19 protein-coding genes are annotated in these 21,554 nt (G+C 70.6%); 14 read left to right on the top strand and 5 right to left on the bottom strand.

Annotation, left to right across the window (positions count from 1 at the left end; translation table 11 throughout):
- Window positions 1-138: 138 nt before the first annotated feature.
- Window positions 139-1,263, bottom strand: a complete 1,125-nt coding sequence (gene gcvT / locus ACLQ2T_RS25200; protein ID WP_425768835.1) for a glycine cleavage system aminomethyltransferase GcvT — start codon at window positions 1,261-1,263, stop codon at window positions 139-141.
- Window positions 1,264-1,425: 162 nt separating this feature from the next.
- Here gcvT and ACLQ2T_RS25195 point away from each other — a divergent pair, with 162 nt between their 5' ends.
- Window positions 1,426-2,994, top strand: coding sequence for a leucyl aminopeptidase (locus ACLQ2T_RS25195; protein ID WP_425768834.1), 1,569 nt, complete (start codon window positions 1,426-1,428; stop codon window positions 2,992-2,994).
- A gap of 62 nt (window positions 2,995-3,056) precedes the next feature.
- Here the strand turns inward: ACLQ2T_RS25195 and ACLQ2T_RS25190 are convergent, their stop codons facing one another.
- A complete protein-coding gene (locus ACLQ2T_RS25190; protein ID WP_425768833.1) occupies window positions 3,057-3,386 on the bottom strand; it encodes a hypothetical protein in 330 nt (109 codons plus the stop codon).
- Window positions 3,387-3,567: 181 nt separating this feature from the next.
- Here ACLQ2T_RS25190 and lpdA point away from each other — a divergent pair, with 181 nt between their 5' ends.
- The 4 genes from lpdA (at window position 3,568) to ACLQ2T_RS25170 (ending at window position 10,748) form a co-directional block, all read left to right on the top strand.
- Complete coding sequence (gene lpdA, locus ACLQ2T_RS25185) at window positions 3,568-4,959, top strand: dihydrolipoyl dehydrogenase (protein WP_425768832.1); 1,392 nt, start codon at window positions 3,568-3,570, stop codon at window positions 4,957-4,959.
- Between the two features lie 73 nt (window positions 4,960-5,032).
- Entirely contained in the window at window positions 5,033-6,859 is a 1,827-nt protein-coding gene (gene sucB / locus ACLQ2T_RS25180) for a 2-oxoglutarate dehydrogenase, E2 component, dihydrolipoamide succinyltransferase (RefSeq protein ID WP_425768831.1), read from the top strand.
- Between the two features lie 361 nt (window positions 6,860-7,220).
- On the top strand, window positions 7,221-8,549 hold the full coding sequence (locus ACLQ2T_RS25175) for a low temperature requirement protein A (RefSeq protein ID WP_425768830.1): 1,329 nt from the start codon (window positions 7,221-7,223) through the stop codon (window positions 8,547-8,549).
- A 429-nt stretch (window positions 8,550-8,978) separates the two neighbouring features.
- Window positions 8,979-10,748: an LVIVD repeat-containing protein gene (locus ACLQ2T_RS25170; protein ID WP_425768829.1), complete on the top strand. Its 1,770-nt coding sequence runs from the start codon at window positions 8,979-8,981 to the stop codon at window positions 10,746-10,748.
- 181 nt (window positions 10,749-10,929) lie between these two features.
- Here ACLQ2T_RS25170 and ACLQ2T_RS25165 read toward each other — a convergent pair whose 3' ends face one another.
- Window positions 10,930-11,568: a DUF305 domain-containing protein gene (locus tag ACLQ2T_RS25165; protein WP_425768828.1), complete on the bottom strand. Its 639-nt coding sequence runs from the start codon at window positions 11,566-11,568 to the stop codon at window positions 10,930-10,932.
- Between the two features lie 259 nt (window positions 11,569-11,827).
- On the opposite strand from ACLQ2T_RS25165, the gene ACLQ2T_RS25160 reads away from it, so the two are divergent.
- Both ACLQ2T_RS25160 and ACLQ2T_RS25155 read left to right on the top strand, forming a co-directional pair.
- Window positions 11,828-12,097 carry a type II toxin-antitoxin system Phd/YefM family antitoxin gene (locus tag ACLQ2T_RS25160; protein WP_327024734.1) on the top strand — a complete coding sequence of 90 codons (270 nt, stop codon included), beginning with the start codon at window positions 11,828-11,830 and terminating at the stop codon, window positions 12,095-12,097.
- Window positions 12,087-12,503 carry a type II toxin-antitoxin system VapC family toxin gene (locus tag ACLQ2T_RS25155; protein WP_327024733.1) on the top strand — a complete coding sequence of 139 codons (417 nt, stop codon included), beginning with the start codon at window positions 12,087-12,089 and terminating at the stop codon, window positions 12,501-12,503. The genes ACLQ2T_RS25160 and ACLQ2T_RS25155 overlap by 11 nt, the downstream gene beginning before the upstream one ends.
- A gap of 415 nt (window positions 12,504-12,918) precedes the next feature.
- On the opposite strand, the gene ACLQ2T_RS25150 is transcribed toward ACLQ2T_RS25155, so the two are convergent.
- Window positions 12,919-13,149, bottom strand: coding sequence for a winged helix-turn-helix domain-containing protein (locus tag ACLQ2T_RS25150; protein ID WP_327024732.1), 231 nt, complete (start codon window positions 13,147-13,149; stop codon window positions 12,919-12,921).
- A 319-nt stretch (window positions 13,150-13,468) separates the two neighbouring features.
- Between ACLQ2T_RS25150 and ACLQ2T_RS25145 the strand changes: the two genes are divergently transcribed.
- The 3 genes from ACLQ2T_RS25145 to ACLQ2T_RS25135 all read left to right on the top strand — a co-directional run bounded on the left by ACLQ2T_RS25145 (window position 13,469) and on the right by ACLQ2T_RS25135 (window position 15,427).
- Entirely contained in the window at window positions 13,469-13,852 is a 384-nt protein-coding gene (locus ACLQ2T_RS25145; protein ID WP_425768827.1) for a hypothetical protein, read from the top strand.
- A 239-nt stretch (window positions 13,853-14,091) separates the two neighbouring features.
- Window positions 14,092-14,448 carry a hypothetical protein gene (locus ACLQ2T_RS25140; RefSeq protein WP_425768882.1) on the top strand — a complete coding sequence of 119 codons (357 nt, stop codon included), beginning with the start codon at window positions 14,092-14,094 and terminating at the stop codon, window positions 14,446-14,448.
- 76 nt (window positions 14,449-14,524) lie between these two features.
- On the top strand, window positions 14,525-15,427 hold the full coding sequence (locus tag ACLQ2T_RS25135) for a TIGR01777 family oxidoreductase (protein WP_425768826.1): 903 nt from the start codon (window positions 14,525-14,527) through the stop codon (window positions 15,425-15,427).
- 12 nt (window positions 15,428-15,439) lie between these two features.
- Here the strand turns inward: ACLQ2T_RS25135 and ACLQ2T_RS25130 are convergent, their stop codons facing one another.
- Complete coding sequence (locus tag ACLQ2T_RS25130; protein ID WP_425768825.1) at window positions 15,440-16,678, bottom strand: extracellular catalytic domain type 1 short-chain-length polyhydroxyalkanoate depolymerase; 1,239 nt, start codon at window positions 16,676-16,678, stop codon at window positions 15,440-15,442.
- A gap of 174 nt (window positions 16,679-16,852) precedes the next feature.
- Here ACLQ2T_RS25130 and ACLQ2T_RS25125 point away from each other — a divergent pair, with 174 nt between their 5' ends.
- The 4 genes from ACLQ2T_RS25125 (at window position 16,853) to ACLQ2T_RS25110 (ending at window position 21,288) form a co-directional block, all read left to right on the top strand.
- On the top strand, window positions 16,853-18,670 hold the full coding sequence (locus ACLQ2T_RS25125; RefSeq protein ID WP_425768824.1) for a DUF2079 domain-containing protein: 1,818 nt from the start codon (window positions 16,853-16,855) through the stop codon (window positions 18,668-18,670).
- A gap of 58 nt (window positions 18,671-18,728) precedes the next feature.
- A complete protein-coding gene (lipB, locus tag ACLQ2T_RS25120) occupies window positions 18,729-19,367 on the top strand; it encodes a lipoyl(octanoyl) transferase LipB (RefSeq protein ID WP_425768823.1) in 639 nt (212 codons plus the stop codon).
- 107 nt (window positions 19,368-19,474) lie between these two features.
- Window positions 19,475-20,521, top strand: a complete 1,047-nt coding sequence (gene lipA / locus ACLQ2T_RS25115) for a lipoyl synthase (protein WP_425768822.1) — start codon at window positions 19,475-19,477, stop codon at window positions 20,519-20,521.
- An 80-nt stretch (window positions 20,522-20,601) separates the two neighbouring features.
- The gene (locus ACLQ2T_RS25110) at window positions 20,602-21,288 is read left to right on the top strand and encodes a DUF4191 domain-containing protein (protein WP_425768821.1); all 687 of its coding nucleotides are present in this window, start codon (window positions 20,602-20,604) and stop codon (window positions 21,286-21,288) included.
- Window positions 21,289-21,554: the final 266 nt, after the last annotated feature.

Genomic DNA, 21,554 nt, shown 5'->3' with positions numbered 1-21,554 from the left:
GTTGATCAAGAAGTTTGCGTCTGGAATCGCATCGATCCAGACGCAAACTTCTTGATCAACAGCGCTGAGCGGGACGGGCGACGGCGGGTGGGGGTGGGTGGGGGCGGGTGGGGGCGGGTGAGTGGGCGGTGGGGTGGGTTACTTGACGGAGGGGTGGGTGAAGGGGGGGCGGGTCAGGTGGGCGGGGGTGCGGCGGCCTCGGATGTCCACCTGGAGTTCGGCGCCGTCGGGCAGGGCGGGGGCGGTGTCGATCAGGGCCAGCGCGATGCCCTGCTTGTTCGTGGGGCTGAAGGTGCCGCTGGTGACCGTGCCGACCCGGGTGTCGCCGTGGAAGACGGCCATGCCGGGGCGGGGAATGCCCCGACCGGCGATGGTCAGGCCGCGCAGCGTACGCCCGGGACCGGCGGCCTTCTCCGCGAGCAGGGCCTCGCGGCCCCAGAAGGCCGGCTTGTCCCAGCCCACCGCCCACCCGGTGCGGGCCTGCACCGGGGTGATCTCCAACGACAGGTCCTGCCCGTGCAGGGGGTACCCCATCTCGGTACGCAGGGTGTCCCGGGCGGCCAGCCCGCAGGCCTGGGGGGTCGGCTCGGCGGCGAACAGTGCGTCCCAGACCGCTACCGCGTCGGCGGCCGGGATGACCAGCTCGTAGCCGCGCTCGCCGGTGTAGCCGGTACGGCACACGGTCAGCTCGACGCCGTCCAGGGTCGCCGGGGAGAAACTCATGTACTCGTGCCCGGTGGGCAGACCCAGGGCCGCCAGCAGATCCGCCGAGCGGGGCCCCTGCACCGCCAGGACGGCGTACGCCTCGTGCTCGTCGGCGATCGTGATCTGCGGCGGGGCGGCGGCGCGCAGCCGGCGTACCACCTCGGCGGTGTTCGCGGCGTTCGGGATCAGGAAGACGTGGTCGTCGGCGTACCGGTAGGCGATGATGTCGTCGACCACCCCGCCGGTGGCCTCGTCGCAGCAGAGGGTGTACTGCGCCCGGCCCGCCTCGATCCGGTTCAGGTCGTTGCTGAGGCAGGAGTTGACGAACTCCACCGCCCCCGGGCCGGTCACCCGCACCTTACCCAGGTGCGACACGTCGAACACACCGACCTCGGTCCGTACCGCGGTGTGCTCCCGCAGCACCCCGCCACCGGCGTACTCCAGGGGCATCTCCCAGCCACCGAAGGGGGCGAACTTGGCGCCCAGGGCGGTGTGCCGCTCGGCCAGCGGGGTACGACGCAGCCGGGTCTCGACGGCGTCGGTGGTCACGTCGGTCATGGGTCGCAACTTACCGGGAACCACCGGTCTGGTTAGCATCGGCGGGACCCCCGGGGATGATCCGGCGGGCAGCATGAACGCCCGGCGGGTGACCATCCGCCGCCAACTCCATCGCCGGTACGCCACGATGCGACCGGCCCGGCCTGCCCGGGAGCAGCTTCCGTGACATCGTCCAGCACCACCCTGAGCCTGGTCGACACCGACCCCGCCGAACTCGCCGTCGACGCGATCGTGATCGGTGTGCACAGTACGACCGGCGAGGACGCCACCACCGGTCCTGCCGGCAGGCTGCTGCTCGCCAGCGGCGCGGAGAGCATCGCCGCCGCCTTCGACGGCAAGTTGACCGAGACCCTGGCGCTGCTCGGCACGACCGGCGGCCCGGGTGAGGTGATCAAGCTGGCGACCCTGGGCACCATCACCGCCCCGGTGATCGCTGCGGTCGGCCTCGGCCCGGAGCCCAGCGGTGCGGCGCCGGCCCCGGAGACCTTGCGCCGGGCCGCGGGGGCCGCGGTACGGGCACTGGCCGGTGCGACGAAGGTGGCGCTGGCCCTGCCGCTGCCCGACGACGCCGACGCGTGCGCCGCGCTGCGTGCCGTCGCCGAGGGGACCCTGCTGGGCGGGTACCGGTTCGCCGGCTACAAGACCCGGCCGCAGCCGGCCCGGCGGGAGCCGGTGGCCGAGGTGCTGATCGCCGTGCCGGACGCCGCGGACGCCGGTGCCCGGGCCGAGGTGAACCGGGCCGTGGCGGTGACCGACGCGGTGCGGCTCACCCGGGACTGGGTCAACACCGCCCCGAACGACCAGCGTCCGCCGGTCTTCGCCGAGGCCGTCGCCGAGGCCGCCAGGGCAGCCGGGCTCGGGGTGGAGGTGCTCGACGAGGTCGCGCTGCGCGAGGGTGGCTACGGCGGCATCACCGCCGTCGGGCAGGGCTCGGAGGCCCCGCCTCGGCTGGTGAAGCTGACCTACACCCCCGCCGAGGGTGGCACCGGTAAGCGGGTGGCGCTGGTCGGCAAGGGCATCACCTTCGACACCGGCGGCGTCTCGATCAAGCCGGCTCAGGGCATGTGGGAGATGAAGTCCGACATGGCCGGGGCGGCGGCGGTGGCCGCGACCATGCTGGCGGTGGCCGACCTGAAGCCGCCGGTGGCGGTGACCGCGTACGTGCCGATGGCGGAGAACATGCCCTCGGGCACCTCGTACCGGCCGGGCGACGTGATCACCATGTTCAACGGCAAGAAGGTGGAGGTGCTCAACACCGACGCCGAGGGCCGGATGATCCTCGGCGACGCGATGGCCCGTGCCTGCGCGGACGGCACCGACTACCTCTTCGAGACCTCGACCCTGACCGGCGGGCAGGTGGTCTCGCTGGGCAAGCGGATCTCCGGTGTGATGGGTACCCCGGAGCTGTGCGAGCGGGTCCGTACCGCCGGCGACACCGTCGGCGAGCCGGCCTGGCCGATGCCGCTGCCGGAGGACGTACGCAAGGGCATGAACTCCGATGTAGCGGACATCTCGCAGGTCAACGCGGGTATGGAGCGGGCCGGGCACATGTTGCAGGGCGGGGTGTTCCTGAGCGAGTTCGTCACCGACGAGGTGGCGTGGGCGCACATCGACATCGCCGGCCCGGCCTACCACTCGGGCGAGGCCACCGGCTACTGGACCAAGGGCGGCACCGGGGTACCGGTGCGCACCCTGCTGCACCTGATCGAGGACATCGCCGCCAACGGCTGAGCTGCGAGGAAGGGCCCCTGCCCGGCGCGATGCGTCGAGCAGGGGGCCCTGTCACATGTCGGTCAGTACAGCTCCGGGCGGCGTTTGCGGCGCTCGTTGTAGTCCCGCATGCGCTGCGGGTAGCCCATCAGCGCCACGTCGTAGACCGGGATGCTCAGCCGGTAGGCGAAGCGCCGCGCCCCGTCCGGCCCGTTGATGCGCCGCCGGGTCCACTCGCCGTCGTCGGCGATCAGGATGACAGTGGTCTCGGTGACCGTGGTACGCGGCTCGATGAACGCCTCCACCCCTTTACGGGTGCGGACGAAATTCTCAAGATGCTCCAGATCGGCGCGATTGGCCGTACGGTCAGGTTCGGCCGCTCGTGCCCGCTTGCGTCGCCGGAACAGTCCCACTGAGCCGTCTCCCCACCTGTCCGCGTCATCGAAGGCAGTGCCAAGGGTACGTGGCACCAACGTGTCATTGGGCACCTCGGTACGCGCTCTCGACCCGGTGGTGACAAGATGGCCGAGGTGGGGTGTATCCCTGTTACCCCGCCGTGACCCCCGATGCAGCGAAGCGACCTGGGAGTTGAACGTGAGCGAGCCGAACGACGCAACCTTCGACATCGTCATCCTCGGAGGTGGTAGCGGCGGCTACGCGACCGCGCTGCGCGCCGCCCAACTGGGGCTGTCGGTGGCACTGGTGGAGAAGGGCAAGCTCGGCGGCACCTGCCTGCACAACGGCTGCATCCCCACCAAGGCGCTGCTGCACGCCGCCGAGATCGCCGACCAGACCCGTGAGTCCGAGCAGTTCGGTGTCAAGGCCGAGCTGGTGGGCATCGACATGGCGGCGGTCAACTCGTACAAGGACGGGGTGGTCTCCCGGCTCTACAAGGGCCTGCAGGGTCTGGTCACCGGCAACAAGGCCATCACCTTCGTCGCGGGCGCCGGCAAGCTGGTCGCGCCGAACGCGGTCGAGGTCGACGGCAAGCGGTACACCGGTCGCAACATCGTGCTGGCCTCCGGGTCGTACGCCAAGAGCCTGCCGGGCCTGGAGGTCGACGGCGAGCGGGTGATCACCAGTGACCACGCCCTGGTCCTGGACCGGGTACCCAGCTCCGCGATCGTGCTGGGCGGCGGCGTGATCGGCGTGGAGTTCGCCAGCGTGTGGAAGTCCTTCGGGGTGGACGTGACCATCATCGAGGCGCTGCCCCGCCTGGTCGCCGCCGAGGACGAGGAGTCCTCGAAGGCGCTGGAGCGGGCCTTCCGCAAGCGGAAGATCAACTTCAAGGTCGGCAAGCCGTTCGAGAAGGTCGAGAAGACCGACAACGGCGTCAAGGTGACCATCGCCGGCGGCGAGACCGTCGAGGCCGAACTGCTGCTGGTCGCCGTCGGTCGGGGCCCGAACACCGCCAACCTCGGCTACGAGGAGCAGGGCGTCAAGATGGACCGCGGCTACGTGCTGACCGACGAGCGGCTGCGCACCAGCGTGCCGAACGTCTACGCCGTCGGCGACATCGTGCCCGGCCTCCAGCTCGCGCACCGGGGCTTCCAGCAGGGCATCTTCGTCGCCGAGCAGATCGCCGGACAGAACCCGGCGGTGATCGACGAGGCGGGCATCCCGCGCGTCACCTACTGCGACCCGGAGCTGGCCTCGGTCGGCCTGACCGAGGCGAAGGCCAAGGAGCAGTACGGCGCCGACAACATCAAGACCTACAACTACAACCTCGGCGGCAACGGCAAGAGCCAGATCCTCAAGACGACCGGCTTCGTCAAGCTGGTCCGAGTCGCCGACGGTCCCGTGGTCGGCGTGCACATGGTCGGCGCCCGGGTCGGCGAGCTGGTCGGCGAGGCCCAGCTGATCTACAACTGGGAGGCGTACCCGGGCGAGGTCGCGCAGCTGGTGCACGCCCACCCGACGCAGAATGAGGCTCTGGGCGAGGCGCACCTGGCCCTCGCCGGCAAGCCGCTGCACGCACACGCCTGACCCACGACGTATCCGCGGCGTCCGGCGACGGGCGATGATCCCCCCACCAGGGAAATGAAGGAGTCTGGAGAACATGCCGGTATCGGTCACCATGCCCCGGCTCGGCGAGAGCGTCACCGAGGGCACCGTCACGCGCTGGCTCAAGCAGGAGGGTGACACCGTCGAGGTCGACGAGCCGCTGCTCGAGGTGTCCACGGACAAGGTCGACACCGAGATCCCGTCCCCGGCGGCCGGTGTGCTGACCCGCATCGTGGTGGGCGAGGACGAGACGGCGGAGGTCGGCAGCGAGCTGGCGGTGATCTCCGGCGAGGGCGAGTCGACCGGCGGCCCCTCCGAGCGGCAGGCCCCCGCCGAGCACCAGGAGTCACCGCCCGCCGAGCAGGCCGCCGAGGCCGCCGCGGAGCCGCAGGCCGAGGCGGAGCAGTCGGCCGTCGAGGAGCCGGCCGAGCAGCCGGCCCCGGCCGCCGCCGGGTCGGGCGAGGGCACCCCGGTGCAGATGCCCGCGCTGGGCGAGAGCGTCACCGAGGGTACGGTCACCCGCTGGCTCAAGCAGGTCGGCGAGACCGTCGAGGTGGACGAGCCGCTGCTGGAGGTCTCCACCGACAAGGTCGACACCGAGATCCCCTCGCCGGTGGCCGGTACCGTCCTGGAGATCAAGGTCGCCGAGGACGAGACCGCCGAGGTCGGCGCCACCCTGGCCGTGGTCGGTGCCGCCGGTGCCGCCCCGGCCGAGGCCGAGGCCAAGCCCGAGCCGAAGCCGCAGGCGGAAGCCAAGCCCGAGCCGAAGCCGGAGCCGAAGGTGTCCGAGCCGACGCCCGGCATGTCGTACAACGAGCCGGCCGCGGAGGCCGAGACCTCGGCGGAGCCGGCCAAGGCCGAGCAGGCCGCCACTCCCCCGGCCCCGACCGCCAAGCCCGCCCCGGCGCCCAGCGCCAACGGCGAGGCGGCCGGCTACGTGACCCCGCTGGTGCGCAAGCTGGCCGGCGAGCACGGGGTCGACCTGGCCTCGGTCAACGGCACCGGTGTCGGTGGCCGGATCCGCAAGCAGGACGTGCTGGACGCGGCGGAGAAGGCTCGCGCCGCCAAGGCCGCACCTGCTCCGGCCGCAGCCCAGCCGGCCCCGGCCCCGGCCCCGGCCGCTCAGGCCCAGCCGGCCGCCAAGCCGCAGCCGAGCGCCAAGCGGGGCACCACCGAGAAGCTGCCCCGGATCCGGGCCGCCATCGCCAAGCGGATGCACCAGTCGCTCCAGGAGACCGCGCAGCTGACCACGGTCGTCGAGGTGGACGTCACCAAGGTCGCCAAGCTGCGGGCCCGGGCCAAGGACTCCTTCCTCCAGCGGCACGGGGTCAAGCTGTCCTTCCTGCCGTTCTTCGCCCTGGCGGCCATCGAGGCCCTCCAGACGTACCCGATCGTGCAGGCCCAGATGGACCTCGACGCCGGCACGATCACCTACCCGGACACCGAGAACCTCGGCATCGCGGTGGACACCGAGCGGGGCCTGCTGGTGCCGGTCATCCACAACGCCGGTGACCTGAACCTGGGCGGCATCGCCAAGCGCGTCGCCGACCTGGCCGAGCGCACCCGGACCAACAAGATCAGCCCGGACGAGATCGCCGGTGCGACCTTCACGCTGACCAACACCGGCAGCCGGGGCGCACTGTTCGACACCCCGATCGTGCCGTCGCCGCAGTCGGCGATGCTCGGCACGGGTGCCGTGGTCAAGCGTCCGGTCGTGGTCAACGACCCCGAACTGGGCGAGGTCATCGCGGTCCGCTCGATGGTCTACCTGGCCATGTCGTACGACCACCGCATCATCGACGGTGCGGACGCGGCCCGCTTCCTGACCGCGGTCAAGGAGCGGCTCGAGGCCGGCAACTTCGAGGCCGAACTGGGTCTCTGATCTCACCCACCCGAACACCACGAAGGGCGCCCCCCGTCACCCGGGGCGCCCCCCCCCCCCCCCCCCCCCCCCCCCACCCCCCCCCCCCGCCCCCCCCCCCCCCCCCCCCCCCCCCCCCCCCCCGCCCCCCCCCCCCCCCCCCCCCCACCCGCCCCGTCGATCATGCAGTTTTGGTCGCCGAATGGCCCGTATACGCCCCTTTTGCGGCGACCAAAACTGCATGATCGACGAGAGAATCGGTGGCGGGCTCGGTGGCGGAGGTGCGGGGTGGGGTGGGCAGGGGTGGGGTGGGGTGGGGAGGACGGGCTGGGTGGGGGTGGATTTTGGCGCGGGTAGGGGGTGAGCTTGGGAAACTCGGGCGGTGAGTGACAGGGGGCGGCGAGGGCGGCTGGGATCGGCCGTCGGGATTGCGCCGGGGGCCCGGGTCGACAAGTTCGAGATCTTCTTCGACCTGGTCTTCGTCTTCTCGTTCTTCAACATCGCCCGGACCACGGCCACCGAGATCACCGGACGCAGCCTGTTCCACGCCCTGCTCGTGCTGGCGGTGCTCTGGTGGTGCTGGGTGGTGCACACCGTGGTGGCCACCCGGGTACGGATCGGCGAAGGCTTCGTGCCGGTGCTGATGGTGGCCGGCATGGCCGCGCTGTTCTCGTTCGCCCTGGCCCTGCCGCAGGCCTTCCAGGACGCGCGTGGCACCCAGGCCGGGCCGGTCGTCGTGGCGGTCAGTTACGTGGTCATCCGCGCCGTGCACCTGGTCCTGTTCGTGCACATCCTCCGGGACAACCCGGCGGAACGTCGGCAGCTCATCCGGTACGCCCCCGAACTGGGCCTGAGCACCGCTCTGCTGCTCGTGGCGGCGCTGCTGCCCGGCCAGCTCACCGACTCGGGTCTGGCCGAGGTGATCCGCGACGGGCTGTGGGTCACCGTCATCCTGCTCCAGTACGGCACCGGCCTGCTGGCCAGCAGTTGGGGCTGGGAGGTCACCTCCGCGGAGCACTGGACCGAACGGTACGACCTGATCCTGATCATCGCCCTGGGTGAGTCGGTGATCTCCGTCGGGTTGGGCAGCAACCTGATCGGCCAACCGCCCACCTGGCCGGGGATCACGGCGGCCATCCTGGGGATCGTCTTCACCGCCGCCCTGTGGTGGCTGCACTACGACGTGATCGGCCCGGCCGCCCGGATCGCCCTGCACGCCACCCTGGGCCGTCCCCGGGTGCTGATGGCCCGCGACGCGTACGCGTACCTGTACCTGCCGATGATCGCCGGGATCATCCTGTTCGCCCTCGGTGCCGAGGGCATCGTGCACGACATCGCCGAACCGGGGGTGCCCTTCAGCGAGCCCGCACAGGGCCCGGACGTGCCCCTGCTGTACGGCGGAGTGATCTGCTATCTGGCCGGCAACATGCTGTTCCAGCTGCGTACCCTGCGCACGCTGTCCTGGCTGCGACTCGGCACCTTGGCGGTGCTGGCGGCCAGCATCCCGGTGGCCATGCGGCTGCCTGGGCTGGTCACCATGGGTCTGCTCACCGCGATCTGCCTCGGCCTGATCATCGCCGAGGTGGTGTTGATGGCGGAGGGCCGGCAGGCGCTTCGCGCGGTGGTCTACGAGGAGCGGACCGCACACGAAGCCCATGAGGCCGCCTACCGGGCCCGCTGGCACGACAACCCACCCGACGCGACACTGTGATCCCTCTTGCTCCACAAACGACTGTTCGAAAGCATCGATTGCCACCCGGCCTGGTGCCCTCCGGAGGGCACCAGGCCGCGACCCGACAACCGCCCGGGAGACACCCTCTCCCGACCCGAAAGCCCGCCGCGATATACCGGGTCGCGACCCGGCAACCGTCCGGAAGACACCGGATCCTCGACCCGGGACCGTCCGGAAGACACCGACTTGCGCCCCGGTGAGCATTCGACGAATGGCGGATGATCCACGGGGATTCCCCGGACTGTTTCCGGTACCTGACGAAAGCCGTCTGCTTGCGCTCCCACCTGGCGTTTTCTTCACCCGTTCGGCGGAGACGGCACGGGAGCTGTGATCGGTACGGTCCTACGCACACGACGCGTCCTTCCTTATGGAACCCCCCGCGTCGGTCGTTCCACCGAAAGGCAGGCAATGACACTTCGATCCCCCTCTCGGCCCCGCCGGGGCCGGCAAGCCCTCGGCGTGATCGCCGCCGGGCTGCTCCTTGCCGGTGCCCTGCCGGGCACCGCGTCGGCTGCGGAGCCCGATCCGCGAGTCGGGCTCGGGGCCGGTTGGCTCGACGCCGAAACGGCGATCAGCAACCTGGAGCACCTGGCCAACCGTCCCAAGCCGGCTGGCTTCGTCGACCCCAACAACCCGGGCGCCGGCTCCTTCATCGCCTCGGACCTCGGTTTCGGCGACAAGTACGCCGTCCTGGGCAACTACAACGGTTTCAACATCGTCGACATCTCGAAGCCGGCCGACCCGACGCTGGTCACCAGCGTGGTCTGCCCGGGTGGCCAGGGTGACCCCTCGGTCTTCGGCAACCTGGTCTTCATGTCGGTCGAGGAGACCCGCGGGCGCGTCGACTGTGGCACCAACAGCAGCGTCGGCACCCGTTTCCAGGGCGTTCGGATCTTCGACATCAGCGACGTGCGCAACCCGGTGCAGGTCGCCGCGGTGCAGCTCTGCCGCGGTTCGCACACCCACACCGTGGTGACGGACCCCAAGGACAAGAACAACGTCTACATCTACAACTCGGGTACCGCCGGGGTGCGGCCGGCCAACACCATGGAGGGCTGCAACAACAACCCGGCCGACGGTGACAACCCGTCGCGCTGGCGCATCGAGGTCATCAAGGTTCCGCTGGCCGCTCCCCAGCAGGCCGCCGTGGTGAACGCGGCTCGCCTGTTCACCGACCCGGCGACCGGCCGGATCGACGGCCTGCAGAACGGCCCGACCACGCCGCGTCACCCGTCCGGTGGCACCTGGTCGCCGTCGCCGAACACCAACACCTGCCACGACATCACCGCCTACCCGGAGATCGGGCTGGCTGCTGGTGCCTGCCAGGGCAACGGCATCCTGGTGGACATCTCGGACCCGGCGAACCCGGTCCGGATCGACGAGGTCTCCGACCCGAACTTCGCGTACTGGCACTCGGCGACGTTCAACAACGACGGCACCAAGGTCATCTTCACCGACGAGTGGGGTGGCGGTAGCGGTGCTCGCTGCCGCGACATCGACCAGCCGGAGTGGGGCGCCAACGCCATCTTCGACATCGTCGACGGCAAGATGGAGTTCCGCAGCTACTACAAGCTGCCGGTTCCGCAGTCGACGGCGGAGAACTGCGTTGCGCACAACGGTTCGCTGATCCCGGTTCCCGGCCGTGACATCATGGTGCAGGCCTGGTACCAGGGCGGTCTCTCGGTGTTCGACTTCACCGACTCCGCCAACCCGACCGAGATCGCGTTCTTCGACCGCGGTCCGATCAACGCGGACCGGATCGTCAGCGGTGGCTACTGGTCGGTGTACTGGTACAACGGCAACCTGTACGGCAACGAGATGGCTCGTGGTCTCGACGTCTTCGCGCTGAAGCCCAGCCAGCACCTGTCGGCGGCCGAGATCAAGGCGGCCTCGCAGGTGAAGCTGCCCGAGTTCAACGCCCAGCACCAGCCGAAGATCGAGTGGACCCCGAGCTTCGCGGTTGCTCGCGCCCACTACGACCAGGCGGTCCGTGCCAACACCCTGGGTAAGCAGATGACGTCCCAGGTGGACAAGTTCCTGGAGCGGGCTGAGAAGTTCGCTGCCGAGGGCAAGCGTTCCGCGGCGGTGGCCCAGCTCGGTGCCATCTCCAACCAGATCAATGGTGCTGAGCACCAGGCGCTGAAGCAGGCGATCCTCGACCTGCGCGCCTCGCTCTGATCCGTTCCTGAAGTAGAGGGGCACCTCAGCTCGAAACCATTCGAGCCGAGGTGCCCCTCGCCTTTGCGTCACCTCACCGTGCCTGGCCGAAACCGAGCCGACGGTACGCCGTGGTCCTGGCCGGAAACGACCTGACGGTACGCCGTGGTCCTGCTCGGACAGCAGGACCACGGCGAAGACGTCAGCGCATCGCGGCCAGCATCTTCTGCATCCGGGTGATCTCGATGCTCTGGTCGGCCTCGAACTCCCGGGCGAACTGGTCGGCGGCCGGCTCCAGCCCGCCACCGGAGGCGTACAGCTCCTCCACCATCGACACCGCCCCCTCGTGGTGGCGGATCATCAGGGTGAGGAACAGCCTGTCGAACTCCGTGTCCCGAGCCTGCTTGAGCTCTTCGAGCTGCTCGGGGGTGAGCATGCCCGGCATCAGCTTGTGCCCGGAGTGACCGGCGTTCGGCCCGCTGGTCGGCACGTTCCGCTCCTCCAGCCACTGCTTCATCAGCGAGATCTCGTCACGCTGGGAGACGTCGATCCGCTTGGCCAGCAGCCTGATGTCCGGGTTCTTCGTACGGTCCGTCACCAGGGCCGTCATCGTCAGCGCCTGCTCGTGGTGCGGGATCATGCCCTGAATGAACATGGTGTCCGCGGCGGTGAACTTGGGTGGCGAAATCTTCGCCACCTCTTCCTCGGAGAGGGTCTTACCCACCTGGCCCGGGGCACCCGGCTGGACCACATGAGAGCTCGGCGGCTGGTACGGCGGTGGTTCGCTGTCCGGCCAGGCGGCGTACGCCACCCCCGAACCGACCACGGCCGTGAGGGCCACGGCCGAAATGATCATGCGACGAGACAGCGCCATGACTCACGTACCCAATCTCAGCTTGAGCTGCACAGATATGAAGGCCATAGTGCCTCATGCCGCAGGAGGTCACCAGGGACCGGGCGGCTGTTGGTGGGTCAACCACGGGTCAGCGGACGGCTGGCTGGTCGGGTAACGGAGGCGGTGGTCTCGTGGCTTGAGCGCCGTCATCTCGACCCGCGACCAATCTGTAGCACCTTGTAGCACGTCGGGTTAGAATCTGTCCGTGGCTGAGCACGCTCATCGGGAGATCACGCAGCGAGAGCTGCGCAACGACTCGGGCACGATCATGCGCGGCGTGGAACGGGGTGAATCCTTCATCATCACGCGTAACGGCACCCCGATCGGGAAGCTGATCCCGCTCCGGCGGCGCACTTTCGTACCGCGCGCCGAGGTGATGGCCGCCTTCGCCACCGCTCCTGTGCTCGACGTCGAGAAGTTCCGTCGGGACATCGACGCGACGGCTGACCAGGATCCGTTCAGTCGTGAGTGGTGATTCTCCCGTCCGGGGCCTGATCGACACCAACATCGTCATCCATCTCGCTGCCCTCGACCCCGACGAACTGCCCGAAGAGATGGTGATCAGCGCCGTGACGCTCGCGGAGCTGTCCGCCGGCCCACACCACGCCGACGACCAGGCCGAACGGGCCCGGCGGACCAGCGTGCTGCAACACGTCGAGGCCACCTTTGATCCACTACCGTTCGACGCCGAGGCAGCGCGAGCCTTCGGCATGCTCACCAGCGCGGTCCTGGCCACCGGCCGCACCACTCGCCGCCGGCTCGCCGACCTGATGATCGCCTCAGTGGCCCAAGCCAACGGTCTACCGCTCTACACGACCAATCCGAACGACTTCGCCGGACTGGAGGACCTGGTCCGCGTCCAGCCGGTACGCCGCCCCTGACCACACCCACGGCCGCCGGCCGAGCAGCGCCCGCGGAGAGCACCATCCACGGGAGCCGTGGCGCAGGCCCTTGCGGTAGTCCGAGGCGAACTCGTCGTCACTTCGCACCGGCTGAGGGCCCCGCGATACGGCCAGTCTGGACCTATCGCACGCGCGTGATCGCGCTCGATCCTGGATCGAGTGGCGTCGGCGTCGCTGCGAGGCCACTCGATCCAGGATCGAGCGCGATCATGGCTGCGCCGACCGGAACATGTCCCGGACACGGGAGAAAGCTGAAGGCAGACCTGGCCGCCAGCACTGTTCAAGGTGCAGGCAGCTTGGTGGCGCCGTGGAGCTTCGCCCTCGACTCTTCGATCCCGTCAGCCCGCTGAGGGAAGCTCGATCCCGTCAGTCCGCCAGGCGAAGCTCGATCCTGTCAGTCCGCCGGGGGACGCTCGGTCACGAAGACGCCGACGCCGTGCACACCTTCCACCAAGCCTTGCATCTGCAGCACGAGAATCGCCTGGCGCACGACGGTCGCGGAGACATTGTGCTCCTGTTTGAGCTGCGCGGTCGACGGCAGCTTCGCTCCCGGCGCGAGCTCGCCGGATTCGATCTGCGCCCGAATCCCATCGGCCAACTGCGCCCACTTCGCTTTGGCGGGCATACACACACTCCCAGGTCTGCACCGCCATTCGACCACGAACAACTTTGTAGGACAAGCAAGGAGTAGTCCGGCCTTGCTTTACACAACAAGTCGTGTAAAGCTCCCAATGACTGGTTCCCAGGTCTGCAAACCGGAGCTGGTCGTCCTGCAGGACCGCCCGGCCGACCGCTTCCCCCGAGGGTCGGCCGGGTGACCGCCCATGCCCGTCACCCGACAGACGGGCTTCAACAGCAGGCCCGGGGTGGGTGCCGGGCTCCGGTCGGCTGCGCACCGGCCGCCCCCGCCCGCCTCGGCGCCGCATCCTGTCTGGAGGTACGACGTGCAACCGGTAACCGAACCCGTCGACGCGGTGCAGAAGGTGCTCGGGGACATTCCGGTGCCGCGCTACGTCACCGCAGAACACGTCCGACTCGCCGTGAAGGCGGTGGTCGTGCACGCCCCCGAAGCCTGGCCCGCCGGTCCGCTGTGCCGGGCCGACCGGACGCCCCACCCCTGCCGCCTGCACCGCTGGGGACGCCGGGTGTTACGTACCCGCAGCCTGACCGACCCTGCCGTGGCCGAGCTGACGGCACGCGGCCAGGCGGCCCGGACGAACCCGCCCGCAGCACGCCGTCAGGCAGCCCGGACGAACCCGCCGGCAGCACACGGCCAGGCAGCCCGGACGAACGCGCGGGCGGCCCGCGTACCAGAGCGGCGGCGCTGACATGGCGACGATCCGGCGGCGAAACGACAAGCCGGTGCCGCTCGCGCCCCGGCACCGACGGACCTGGCGCGGGCTGCGTCGCTGGTGTTCGTGCGGGCTGCGCTAGCGCGACTGCCCGGACCGGTACGCGCCGGTGCCCACCGAGCCACCGACACCGCCGCGCACCGCCCGCTGGTGGAACGAGGTGACCCGCGCCAACCCCCAGGTCGGCCGAGTCGGCCGACTCACCCCGCACAGACCTGGCGGGCCAACGGCGGCCGGTGGCGACCGCAAAGCCGCACACCCCGCTGCGCCCGCTGTGGCTGTGCCGGGCCTGCGCCGCACCGTGGCCATGCGGGTCCGCGCGGGTGACGCTGCTGCGGGAGTACGCGCAGGACCGGGTGGCGCTGCTGGTCTACCTGGGCGGGCTGCTGCACGACGCGGCCGACCAACTGCACACGCTCAACCCGCACGGCGGTTCGGCGCCGGCGCAGCTCTTCGACCGCTTCGTCGGCTGGGCGCTGATCCGACGAACGGTGGACGGCTCGACCCCACACCCGGCGCCGGGAGCGCCGGAAGGTCGACCTACTCCGGACGCGAGCTGTTCCGCCGCGTGACCGACCAGACAGGGTCGGGAACAGAAACTGAGCAGGCTGGGCGGCCGGACTGCCCGGCGTACCCGAAGATATTAGGATGCGGATCCTCATGGCCGGCGCGTCCGGCTTCCTCGGCACCCGGCTGGTCGACCTGCTCGTCGCCGACGGGCACCAGGTGACCCGGCTGGTCCGGCGGCCACCGCGTACCCCGGACGAGCGGCAGTGGTCACCCTCGGCGGGCCAACTGGACCCGGCCTTGGTGGCCGAGGCCGACGCGGTGGTCAACCTGGCCGGTGCCGGGGTGGGTGACCGGCGCTGGAACGACCGGTACAAGCAGCTGATCCGGACCAGCCGGGTGGACACCACGAGCACCCTGGCAATCACCATCGCCGGGTTGCCGGCCGCGGACCGACCCGAGGTGCTGCTGAACGCCTCCGCGATCGGCTGGTACGGCAACACCGGCGACCGGGTGGTCGAGGAGGACGCCCCGGCCGGGGAGGGCTTCCTGGCCGACGTGGCCCGGGTGTGGGAGGCGGCGACCCGGCCGGCCGAGGACGCCGGGGTACGGGTGGTGCGGCTGCGCACCGGGTTGCCGCTGCACCGCGAGGGTGGGCTGCTCAAGCCGATGCTGCTGCCGTTCAAGCTGGGCATCGCCGGACGGCTGGGCAGCGGACGGCAGTGGATTCCGTGGATCTCGATGGTCGACTGGCTGAACGCCACCACCTACCTGCTCGCCCGCGCCGACCTGGCCGGGCCGGTGAACGTGGTCGGCCCGGCCCCGGTCACCAACGCCGAGTTCACCCGGGAACTGGCCCGGCAGGTGCACCGTCCCGCCGTCATCCCGATCCCCGCCCTGGCCCTGAAGGTGGTCCTGGGTGGCTTCGCCCAGGAGGCCCTGACCAGCACCCGGGTGCTGCCCGGCGTCTTGACCCGGGCCGACTTCACCTTCCGCCACCCCGACCTGCCCAGCGCTCTGCGGGCCGGGTTGCAGGAGGACTGAACCCGGCCCGGTTCAGCAGCCGATGGTCCAGTGGTTGGCGGCGATCTGGCGCAGGGCGGTGGTGTAGAAGGTGTTGTAGAGCCCCATCCGCTGATTCGAGCCGTTGGCGTAGGCGTACCCACCGGAGTGGTAGGCCCGGCCGGCGGTCACATGGGCGTAGTTGCTGGCGGTGACACAGGTCGGCGCACCGGTCGGGCTCGGTGAGACGGTCGGGCTCGGGGTCGCGGTCGGGCTCGGCGACACCGTCGGGCCAGGGGTGGGCGGGGGCGTGCCACCGCCGTCCAGGCCGAAGAAGAGCGCGTCACGGTACGCCGAACAGATGGTGTCCAGGAAGTACGCGGCTGCGGTGCCGCACTGGTCCACCGCCGCACCCGGGTCGACCGGGGTGCCGTGGCCCATGCCGGAGACCCGGTACAGCCGTACCGCGTCCTTGCCGTACACCTCCAGGCTGGTGCCGCCGGGCAGTTGGGCGGTGCTGGTCGGGGTCTGCGCCACGCCGAGCACATCGGTCCACTGGTCGCGGGACTCCACAGCGTTGGCCGGCGCCACGGTGTAGTCGGCGGTGCCGTGCCAGATCGCCACCCGGGGGCGCGGGCCCGAGTGACCGGGGTGGGCGGCGCGCACCAGGTCACCCCACTGCGCCGGGGTCTTGTCCACGCCCGGGTTCATGCAGGAGAAGGCGTTGACCATGCCGGTGGCGCAGCGGTACGGCAGGCCGGCGATGACCGAGCCGGCGGCGAAGACCTCCGGGTAGGTGGCCAGCAGGGCCGCGCTCATCGCCCCGCCGCCGGACAGCCCGCTGACGTACACCCGGTCGGCGGCCGTGCCGTAGCGGGACCGGGCGTGGTCGACCATCTGCCTGATGGACAGCACCTCACCCTGCCCCCGGCTGGTGTCGCCGATCTCGAACCAGTTGAAGCAGGCGCTGGAGTTGTTGGCCGACCGCTGCTCGGGCACGATCACGGTGAACTTCCACTGGTCGGCGTACTTGCGCCAGCCGGAGTTGGTGAAGTAGCCGGTGGCGTCCTGGGCGCAGCCGTGCAGCAGGACGACGGCCGGGGCCCCGGCGGGCAGGTTGTCCGGCCGGTAGGCGTACATGGCCAGGTTGCCGGGGTTGGTGCCGAAGCCGGTGACCTGGGTCAGGGAGGCCGCCTGGGCGGGGACGGCTACCGCCATCGGGACGGTGGCGGCCAGGACGAGAGCGGCCAGCACGCCGGCCAGCCGGCCGAAGGGGGTACGGATGCGGCGCACGGGACCTCCCGGGGAATGTGATCTGGATCACCGATCATTGCCGCGAGGTTACGCAGCTGGGTCCGTGCGATGACATGGCGAGGATGCACACATTCGTCGATGTCCGGGTGTGGTACCCCGGCTTGCACCCGGAAGGTGCCGGCGGGTCCGGACGCGGTTGGTAACGTCCGCTAGGTGCCCACCTCGCCGTCCGTGGCGTCCGCGCCCACCTCACCGGTACCTGTCACCCGTGATCGTCGCGCCGACCTGATCGTGACACTCGTCGCGCTGGCGCTCGCCGTCTGGGTGACAAGTGGGCTGTGGCGGGACCCGAACGGTCGCGCGATCACGGTCAACTCCAGCGACCAGGCGCTGTTCGAGTGGCTGCTGGCCTTCGGCGGGCACGCGGTGAGCCACGGGGACAACCCCCTCTACACGTACCTGATCAACGTCCCGGACGGGGTGAACCTCGCGGTCAACACCTCGATCACGGTGTACGCGGTGGTCTTCGCCCCGCTGACGTACCTGATCGGGCCGCCGGCCACCTTCCTGGTGATCCTCACCCTGAACCTGGCCGCCACCGCGGTCGCCTGGTACTGGCTGCTCTCCCGGCACCTGGTCCGCAGTCCGCTGGCCGCCGCGGTCGGCGGGCTGTTCATCGGCTTCTCCCCCGGCATGGTCTCGCACGCCAACGCCCACCTGAACTGGACCGCCGGCTGGCTGGTGCCGCTGCTGGTGTGGCGGCTGTTCGCGCTGCGCCGTCCCGGGCACTGGCTGCGCGACGGGGTGATCCTGGGGCTGCTCGTCGCGGTCGCGTTCTCGATCGCCGCCGAGGGGCTGTTCTTCACCGCCCTGGCGCTCGGCCTGTTCGTGGCCGTGTGGGCGCTGCACCCGGCCAACCGGGCCGAGGCCCGGGCGGTGCTGCCGTCGTTCCTGCGGGGCCTCGCGGTGACCGCGGTGGTCGCCGGGCTGCTGCTGGCGTACCCGTTGTGGTTGCACTTCGCCGGGCCGCAGCGCTTCCACGGCACCGGCTTCGACCCGGTGATCCACTCCGAGGACATCGCCGCCTACGCGGCCTTCCCGCGCCGCTCCCTGGCCGGTGAGGCCGGCCTGCGTACCTCGCTGGCGCCCAACCCCACCGAGGAGAACTCCTTCTTCGGGTGGCCGCTGCTGGTGCTCACCCTCTGCTGCTTCGTGCTGCTGTGGCGCCGGGCGGATCCGCGTCGGCGGGCCACCCTGTGGGCGCTGGGCATCCTGGCGGTGGTCTTCACCGTGCTCTCCTTCGGGCCGGTGGCCAAGGTCGACGGCCGGCGTACCGACCTGCCGATGCCCTTCGACCTGCTCGGGCACCTGCCGGTGGTGAACGCCGCGCTGCCCGCCCGGCTCGCACTGGTGGTGACGCCGGTGATCGGCCTGCTGCTGGCGTACGCCATCGACCAGCTGCGGCAGCGACCACCCCGCCGGGTGACGGCGGTGGCCTGGACCCTGGGTTTCGTGGCGGCGTTGCTGCCGCTGTTCCCGACCCCGCTGCTGACCAGCGAACGGGAACCGATCCCCCGCTTCATCACCTCGGGGGCCTGGCGGGAGTACGTCTCCCCCGGCGGGGTGCTGACCCCCGCCCCGCTGGCCCTGGACGTCTACCCCGACGGTCAACGCTGGCAGGCGTACGCCCTGGCCAACCGGCAGGGCGAGTTCGCCATCCCGTCCGGGTTCTTCCTCGGCCCCGGCGGTCCGGACGGTCGGGGCCGGATCGGGCCGGTGCCCCGGCCCTTCAGCGCCCTGCTCGACCAGGCCGCCCGTACCGGCCTGCCCCCGATCGTCACCGCGGGCACCCGCGAGGAGGTCCGGGCCGACCTGGAGCACTGGCGCATCGAGACCGTGGTGCTCCCCGACGAGGTGCACGGCGCCAAGTGGCCGGTCGACGAGGAGGCGCTGCGCCGGACCCTGACCTTGCTGCTCGGCGAACCGGAGCGGGTCGAGGACGTCTGGCTCTGGCGGGTCCGCGAGAACTGACCGCAGGTGACCTGGCTCACCGCAGGTGACCAGCGAGTACGGGTCTAGGCTGGAATACGTGACCACGACGACCTCCGGCCTGACGGCCGTGCGCGCCGGTGTCCTCGACTACACCGCAGCCTGGGACGAGCAGCGCCGCCTGCACGAGGCGGTGGTCTCCGGCGAGTCCGGCGACACCGTGCTGCTGTTGGAGCACCCGAGCGTCTACACCGCCGGCAAGCGCACCGAACCGTGGGACCGCCCGATGGACGGCACCCCCGTGGTCGACGTGGACCGGGGCGGCAAGATCACCTGGCACGGTCCGGGGCAGTTGGTCGGTTACCCGATCCTGCGGCTGCCCGACCCGATCGACGTGGTCGCGTACGTGCGGCGGGTCGAGCAGATGCTGATCGACGTGTGCGCCGAGTTCGGGCTGACCGCCGGCCGGGTCGAGGGGCGCAGCGGCGTCTGGGTGCCGGAGGACGACCGGGGCCCGGCCCGCAAGGTGGCCGCGATCGGCATCCGGGTCGCCCAGGGCGTCACCCTGCACGGCTTCTCGATCAACTGCGACTGCGACCTGACCCACTTCGACAAGATCGTGCCCTGCGGCATCCGCGACGCCGGAGTCACCTCCCTCTCCGCCGAACTGAACCGCCCCATCACCATCACCGAGGTCCTCCCCGTCGTCGAGACCCACCTCCCCACCCTCCTGGCCTGACCCGCTTTCGCTGTTGATCAAGAGGTTTGCGTCAGGATTCGCGCCGGTGCCGACGCAAACCTCTTGATCAACATTGCGTGGGTGGGGGGATTCACAGGGGTTGAGGGGTGACGGGGGTCGCCTGCTGTTCATCGACGGCGACCGTCCGGCGTAGGCTCGTTTTCGTGACGATCGAGCACACCGCACCGACGACCGGCCAGGCCACGCGCAGCGCGACGCCCGCCCCAGAAGGGCGACGGCTGCTGCGCATCGAGGCTCGCAACGCCGAGACGCCGATCGAACGCAAACCCCCGTGGATCAAGGTCAAGGCCAAGATGGGCCCGGAGTACACCCAACTGCGTGGGCTGGTCTCGCGCGAAGGGCTGCACACCGTGTGCCAGGAGGCCGGCTGCCCCAACATCTACGAATGCTGGGAGGACCGGGAGGCCACCTTCCTCATCGGTGGTGACCAGTGCACCCGCCGCTGCGACTTCTGCCAGATCGACACCGGCAAGCCGGCCGAGTTCGACGCCGACGAGCCGCGCCGGGTGGCCGAGTCCGTGGTCTCGATGGGCCTGCGGTACGCCACCATCACCGGCGTCGCCCGTGACGACCTGCCCGACGGCGGCGCCTGGCTGTACGCCGAGACCGTCCGGCAGATCCACGCCCTCCAGCCCGGCTGCGGCGTCGAACTGCTGATCCCCGACTTCAACGCCGTACCGGAGCAGCTCGCCGAGGTCTTCGGGGCGCGACCGGAGGTGCTCGCGCACAACGTCGAGACGGTGCCGCGGATCTTCAAGCGGATCCGGCCGGCCTTCCGCTACGAGCGGTCCCTGGACGTCATCCGACAGGCCCGCGCCGCCGGTCTGGTGACCAAGAGCAACCTGATCCTGGGCATGGGCGAGAAGCGCGCCGAGATCTCCCAGGCACTGCGCGACCTGCACGACGCCGGCTGCGAGCTGATCACTATCACCCAGTACCTGCGCCCCTCCCCCCGGCACCACCCGGTGGAGCGCTGGGTCAAGCCGGAGGAGTTCGTCGAGCTGAGCGCCGAGGCCGAGGAGATCGGCTTCGCGGGAGTGATGAGCGGGCCGCTGGTGCGCTCGTCGTACCGCGCTGGACGGCTCTACCAGCAGGCCCTCTCCGCCCGCGAAGGCGCCGCCCAGGTTGCCTGAGGTCCAGGCCGATCCGGCCGCCCGGGTGGAGCACCCGGGCGCGGATCGGCCCTGGGTCGCCGACCACTAGACTCGGACCCATGGCAAAGCCCCAGGAGAAGGTCTCGTTCGGTCAGCGGCTGAAGCAGATCGGGTTGGTGTTCAAGTTCACCGCCAAGCAGGACAAGTGGTTCGCGCCGCTGGCCGCCGGCGCGGTGCTGATCCCGCTCGCGCTGACCGTGGTCGGGGTCATACTCTGGAGCTGGCTGTGGCTGCCGCTGGGCATCCTGTTGGCCCTGCTCTGCCTGCTGATCGTGCTCAACCTGCGCTCCAACCGGGCGATGATGAACGCCGCCGAGGGCCAGCCGGGCGCCGCCGCGCAGATCATGGAGAGCATGCGCGGCGACTGGCGGGTCTCCCCCGCGGTCAGCTCGACCACCCAGATGGACATGGTGCACCTGGTCATCGGCCGGCCCGGCGTGATCCTGTTGGCGGAGGGGAACCCGCAGCGGGTCCGTGGCCTGCTCGGCCAGGAGAAGCGCCGACTGGCCAAGGTGATCGGCAACGCCCCGCTCTACGACTACGTGATCGGTCAGGAGGAAGGCGAACTGCCCATCCGCAAGCTGCGGATGACGCTGATGCGGCTGCCCCGCAACCTCAGCGGCAAGGACGTCAACTCCCTGGACAAGCGACTCAAGGCGCTCACCGCCCGCCCACAGATGCCCAAGGGCGCGATCCCCAAGAACCTCCGCCCGCCGCGCGGCGCCCGCCAGATGCGCGGCCGCTGACCGACCCGGCCCCGCACCACCCCACTGCACCACCACCCGCCGCGTCCGCCAGCCTGCGCGTGCATGACCCCGCTCGCGCCCCCGCGTCACGTCGGCGGGTGCCCCCTGTGCGGCTACCCGCGTGCGGGTCACCCGTGGGCCGAGGCGAGGCCTCAGCCCAGGCGAGCGGGCTACATCCCAGCACCCCGCAGCACCCCGCAGCACCCCGCAGCACCCCGCAGCACCCCGCAGCACCCCGCAGCACCCCGCAGCACCCCGCAGCACCC

It is taken from the genome of Micromonospora sp. DT229 (genome assembly GCF_049844505.1).
Lineage (GTDB): Bacteria > Actinomycetota > Actinomycetes > Mycobacteriales > Micromonosporaceae > Micromonospora.
The sequence above is the reverse complement of the archived record's forward strand: the minus strand, read 5'-3'. Positions and strand labels throughout refer to the sequence as shown.

Bases quoted from the DNA above. Each gene is read 5' to 3' on its own strand.
- sucB (WP_425768831.1), top strand. From the start codon at position 5,033: ATGCCGGTATCGGTCACCATGCCCCGGCTCGGCGAGAGCGTCACCGAG.
- ACLQ2T_RS25170 (WP_425768829.1), top strand. From the start codon at position 8,979: ATGACACTTCGATCCCCCTCTCGGCCCCGCCGGGGCCGGCAAGCCCTC.
- ACLQ2T_RS25135 (WP_425768826.1), top strand. From the start codon at position 14,525: ATGCGGATCCTCATGGCCGGCGCGTCCGGCTTCCTCGGCACCCGGCTG.
- gcvT (WP_425768835.1), bottom strand. From the start codon at position 1,263: ATGACCGACGTGACCACCGACGCCGTCGAGACCCGGCTGCGTCGTACC.
- ACLQ2T_RS25150 (WP_327024732.1), bottom strand. From the start codon at position 13,149: ATGCCCGCCAAAGCGAAGTGGGCGCAGTTGGCCGATGGGATTCGGGCG.
- ACLQ2T_RS25110 (WP_425768821.1), top strand. From the start codon at position 20,602: ATGGCAAAGCCCCAGGAGAAGGTCTCGTTCGGTCAGCGGCTGAAGCAG.